Source organism: Kamptonema sp. PCC 6506 (genome assembly GCF_000180455.1).
GTDB lineage: Bacteria > Cyanobacteriota > Cyanobacteriia > Cyanobacteriales > Microcoleaceae > Kamptonema > Kamptonema formosum.
Map to the genome: position 1 here is coordinate 1 of NZ_CACA01000232.1, position 5,111 is coordinate 5,111.

The 5,111-nt window shown below is 42.0% G+C and carries 4 protein-coding genes and 1 pseudogene; 2 read left to right on the forward strand and 3 right to left on the reverse strand.

Annotation, left to right across the window (positions count from 1 at the left end):
- Nucleotides 1-27 precede the first annotated feature (27 nt).
- The 3 genes and pseudogenes from OSCI_RS12025 to OSCI_RS12035 all read right to left on the reverse strand — a co-directional run bounded on the left by OSCI_RS12025 (nt 28) and on the right by OSCI_RS12035 (nt 3,552).
- On the reverse strand, nt 28-723 hold the full coding sequence (locus tag OSCI_RS12025) for a rhomboid family intramembrane serine protease (protein WP_007355227.1): 696 nt from the start codon (nt 721-723) through the stop codon (nt 28-30).
- A gap of 212 nt (nt 724-935) precedes the next feature.
- A pseudogene (uvrC, locus tag OSCI_RS12030) lies at nt 936-2,907 on the reverse strand (excinuclease ABC subunit UvrC).
- Between the two features lie 135 nt (nt 2,908-3,042).
- Nucleotides 3,043-3,552 carry a hypothetical protein gene (locus OSCI_RS12035; RefSeq protein ID WP_007355228.1) on the reverse strand — a complete coding sequence of 170 codons (510 nt, stop codon included), beginning with the start codon at nt 3,550-3,552 and terminating at the stop codon, nt 3,043-3,045.
- A 194-nt stretch (nt 3,553-3,746) separates the two neighbouring features.
- Between OSCI_RS12035 and OSCI_RS12040 the strand changes: the two genes are divergently transcribed.
- Together OSCI_RS12040 and OSCI_RS12045 are read left to right on the forward strand one after the other, a co-directional pair.
- Nucleotides 3,747-4,616 (forward strand): hypothetical protein, encoded by an 870-nt coding sequence (locus tag OSCI_RS12040; protein WP_007355229.1) that lies wholly within the window; start codon nt 3,747-3,749, stop codon nt 4,614-4,616.
- Between the two features lie 166 nt (nt 4,617-4,782).
- Complete coding sequence (locus tag OSCI_RS12045) at nt 4,783-5,001, forward strand: hypothetical protein (RefSeq protein ID WP_007355230.1); 219 nt, start codon at nt 4,783-4,785, stop codon at nt 4,999-5,001.
- Nucleotides 5,002-5,111: the final 110 nt, after the last annotated feature.

A 5,111-nucleotide genomic window follows, 5' to 3' on the forward strand; every position in this document is an offset into this window, starting at 1 on the left:
ACCAATTACCCATTACCAATTCCTTAATCACTCTTCTGAAAATAACCCTAACAGAGGGCTGAGTAAAGCTCCGAATACAAATCCGCCAGCGTGTGCCCAATAAGCAATTCCTCCCCCTTCCATACCAATATTTGCCGGGGCATTCACCGAAGCGACACCATAAAATGCTTGCTGTAAAAACCAAAACCCTAAAAACCAGAAAGCAGAGATTCGCACAGTAGTAAAAAATATACCCAAGGGAAGTAATGTGAGAACTTTAGCTTTAGGATATCTGAGAATATAGGCTCCCATAACGCCCGCGATCGCACCGCTAGCCCCCAAGGAAGGAATCTGAGATGCAGAGGAGAAATACCACTGCGTTAAGGAAGCCAACACACCACAAGCTAGGTAAAATACGATAAATTTGACATGACCTAAACGGTCTTCTACGTTGTTGCCAAATATCCACAGAAATAGCATATTCCCAGCGACGTGAAGAAAACCTCCATGTAAAAATTGGGAAGTAATTAATGTCACCCATTCTGGAAAAGGAGATGCTGGTATAGACACCGGGCAGATATCAGTAAGCTGACAAGGAACAACAGCCCACGAGTAGAAGAATCGAGTTAGTTGCCCCTCTGGTAAAGTTAGTTCGTAGATAAACACCAATATATTAACAGCAATCAGTCCATAGGTGACATAAGGCGTAATAGTGGTGGGATTCTCATCGCGTAAGGGAACCACAGGCTTTTCCTCTCGATTAAAGTTTGGGAATTAAGATAACTTACTCCTCGGCAGAATGTCTCCTCTCTAAGGGATGATTAAGTTAGGGAGAAGCATACCCGCTTGAGGACATTGGAACAGTGAGGGTGCGCTCCTCTTTCTTGAGTTTAAGTTTTCTGCGAATAAGTCAAGTCCTAAGCTGTTACGCATTTAAACAGTCTGGAAATAGGGTTTTAAGGGTGGAAATAATCGTAAATTTCCTGCGCTAAACGCGGCCCAATCCCAGGAACCTCAGCCAGTTGTTCTAGAGTTGCCAAACGAATATAGTCAACAGAGCGAAAATGTGCTAACAATTGTTTCTGGCGATGATGTCCCAAACCGGGAATTTCATCTAATCGCGATCGCTTCATCCTATCACTTCTTCGATCGCGGTGAAAACTCACAGCAAATCTATGAGCTTCATCGCGCAAACGCCGCAATAACTGCACTCCTGGCTGTTCGGAATCAGTAGCTAAAGGTAAAGATTCTCCGGGCAAAAAAATCTCTTCTCGCTGCTTAGCTAAACTCACCACTCGCAATTCTTCTAGCAAATTCATCTCCCGCAAAACTTCCACTACTGCGGACAATTGACCTTTTCCACCGTCAATCATAATTAAATCTGGTTTATCCACTATATCGCTAAATCCTTCGGCTTTTATTCCTCTTTCTTCTTCCTTCTTCTTTCCAAATCTACGACCAATAACTTCCGCTAAACTGGCAAAGTCATCAGAATGACCGGATTTAACTTCAGGATTTTTAATTTTGTAATGACGGTAGTGTTGTTTTGCTGGCAAACCATCAATAAATACGACGCGAGAAGCCACTGCATCAGAACCTTGAATGTGTGAAATATCGTAACCTTCTATACGGTGTGGCAACTCTGGCAAATCAAGAATTTCTGCTAAATCTTGCATTGCTTGAGAGTTGCGATCGCCTAATTTTTGCATCCTTGCTAATTCATATTCAGCATTACGTTCTACCATCTCAATTAATTCTGCCTTAGTTTGCCGCTGCGGTGCGACAATACTCACTTTTCGCCCTTTATGACTGCTTAACCAATCTGCTAATATCTCTCCCTCTGGTAACTCATACTGCACTAAAATCTCAGATGGAATTTCCACTGATTCTACATTTTGATAATGTTCTTCTAAGACTCGCTGTAAAATAGCTCCAAGTTCTAACCCCCCCTCTTCCCCCCCCTTCGTAAATGGGGGGATGAATCAGAAGATAAATCATCATTAAGCCCCCCTTAGTAAGGGGGGGTGGGGGGGTAGTCTCAGCAATAAATCCCAATCTTCCTACTAGCTGACCCGCCCTAATTTGGAATAATTGAATACAAGCGTGTCGGTCATCATTAGCAAGTGCGATCGCATCTCTGGAAACCGTATCATCAGGCAAAGATACTTTTTGATCCGCACTCAAAGACTGTAAACCTTTAATTTGATCGCGAATCCGAGCAGCAGTTTCAAAATTCAAATCTGCCGCCGCCTGGTCCATTTGTGAATGCAAACTTTCAATCAATTCTTGAGTCCTTCCCTGGAAAATCATCGCGACTTTCAGCATCATTTTACGATATTCTTCAACTGCAATCAACCCTTGACAAACGCCAACGCAGCGACCAATATCGTAGTTAATACAAGGTCTATCTTTAAATAGTGGTTGTGGCCGTTGCCGCAAAGGAAAAATCCGCTTAATTAGATGCAGCGTACTCCGCAGTGCGCCTGTATCGACGTAAGGGCCATAATAACGGTCTTTTTGATTTCCAGAAGTGCGTTTGCGGGTAATGAAAATGCGGGGATATTCCTGCGACCAAGTGATGCACAAATAGGGATATTTCTTATCATCTTTCAGCAGGACATTAAAGTATGGTTGATGTTGCTTGACGAGATTAGCTTCTAGTGCTAAAGATTCCGCTTCCGTATCGGTGACAATAAATTCTATTTCGCATACTTGTTGCACCATCATTGCAATGCGGGAACTGATATTTCCACTTTCACGGAAGTAGGAACGCACGCGGGATCTGAGTTTTTTAGATTTGCCGATGTAGAGGATGCGATCGCTTTCATCTCGCATCAAATAAACGCCGGGAACGGGGGGAATTTCCTTGAGGCGGCTTTCTAGGCGTTCGGGATTTTTAACTAGAGGTAACGTTTTAGTGGATGGCATATAAGTTTATAATTTAGGAGTTCCATATACTATTATAACTCGGTTATTTGGGGGCTAAGTGTATCTATCTTAAAAGTAGAATCGTGATGTTAAGAGAACGCTGAGACTGGCGATCGGAAAATAAATTCATTCTTTTCAATCTATCTTTTTCACTACCTCCAAGGCTAACCCTACCACCTCTGCAATTTGCTCATCGCTCAATCCCAACTGTCGTAATTTACCAACCATTTCAATTTTAACTTGATTTGTACCGTCGTGAAAGTCAGGAGTCGAAGGCTGGCTTTTATCTGGGGTAACATTGGGTAGTTCTGAGCAAGCATTAATATAATTAATCGTGTTGATATTTCCCTCAATATTATTACTATTATTGAAAGCAATATTTATAGTTGATTTTCGTTTTAGGACAGATTTAAGATTACGTTTATCAACTGATTCGCCAAAAACATCAGATAACATTTGCAAAAGCTTGTAACCGACATCCTTAGCATGACCCGCAGTACAACCATAACTCTCTGCGATATCAGAATACTTTTGTCGTTTCAGTATTCCCTCGATAATTCCGCGCTGCAAGTCATTTAAACGCTTGCCTGTTTTAGCGCATACCACTTCATCTACAAATTGCAAGATATTGGCAGTGTCCATCATTAGGGTTGTCAGAGAACTATAAGTTAGTATAGCCGACTTTATCCGTCTTTATCCGCCTTTATCCGTCTTTTATCCTAATCTTAGAAATACCCGTCTTTTTCCGTCTTTTTTCCCTTTTCAGTTTTGAGCGATCGGTCTATCATATCTATGATTTGGTAGAAACGTTAATTTTATTTCTACTCTGCATAATATCAATGAAAAACTTGCCTGTTTTTTTAGGAATCGGGATACTGGTTCAGGTCTGTTTTCCTGCGGTAATCCAAGCACAATCATTGACCGAACAACGTATCTGTAGTCAAGGTGGGCGATATGTTGTGTTTGCTCAGCACCCTCTTTCTCAAGGGGCATGGGGTAGGGGAGGACTTGATGGAAATCGTCCCAATAGTCCAGTAGGAGATAGACTCAACGTTGAGATTGCTCATGAACAGATATTCTTCTGTAACAATGGAAGAGTTGTGGACAACATAGGTTTTGGCCCAACAGGCAGATTCAAGTACCCCCAAGAAGCTATCAGAACTGGTCGAGAAGCCAGCGGTGGCAGAGTTGACAACTTTGTTCCGATTGATAGTGAACGTTACGATCCTGATGTAGTTAAAATTGTTTTGGCAGGCGGAACAGCAGTTCTTCCCAACCGTTGTGAGTTTCGCACACCAAATGATGGTATCTATGGAGGGGTAGTAAACAATTGTCAAGGTTGGACATCAAGAGTCAGGGAAGAATACTGGCGAAAGATGTTCATTGGTACATGGATTGCAAAAGGCTATCAGTGTCCCAGAGGGACAAATCACACGGAGCAGATCAATATTACAGTTAATGGTAACTCCCTTGTTGCAACCAAAATAAACAGTGGGGGAGATAGATGTGTACCGTCTGGGTCTCGTACATTCTTTGGATCAATACCAAGCAATGTTTCTAAGGGAAGCTCTTTCTCTGTTACTTTCGTTGCTGGATATCCAAATAATCCAGCAAGTAGTACAACGCCAGATCGGTTAACAATTATTGATGCAAATACATTTAGTTCTAGTGGCGAGGGTATCACCTTTAGGCGTGTTGAGAGTCGTTAATTTTATGCTTTCTAGGAGAGTAACTTGGTAGAGGGGATTGGATAGAAGTTCTGGAGAATGAGGAGTGTGAAGGTGATACTCTTAGTAGGATGAAAAATGCGATCGCTACTTGGAATCTAAGTCAACAGCGCTATAATAGCAAAAGCCATACATCTCGAACTTAATAATGTCAACATCAAAACTAGAAGAAAGAGTTGCCCAACTAGAAACAGAAGTAGCGCATCTCAAGAATTTACTTCCCATCAGCGCTGCTACCTCAAATCCTTGGTGGCAAAAAATTACAGGAACCTTTGCTAAAAGTACAGCATTTGAGGAAGCGATGCAGTTAGGAAAAGAGTATCGCCAATCTTTGCAACAGGATTCCGAACAACTTCCTACAGATTAAAATGTACCTTTTAGATACTGACCATTTAACCATCCTAGAACGGGGCGGACAGGACGCACAACCCTTAGTAGCAAGACTATCCAGTATCAATCCTAATGAAGTAGTAGCTC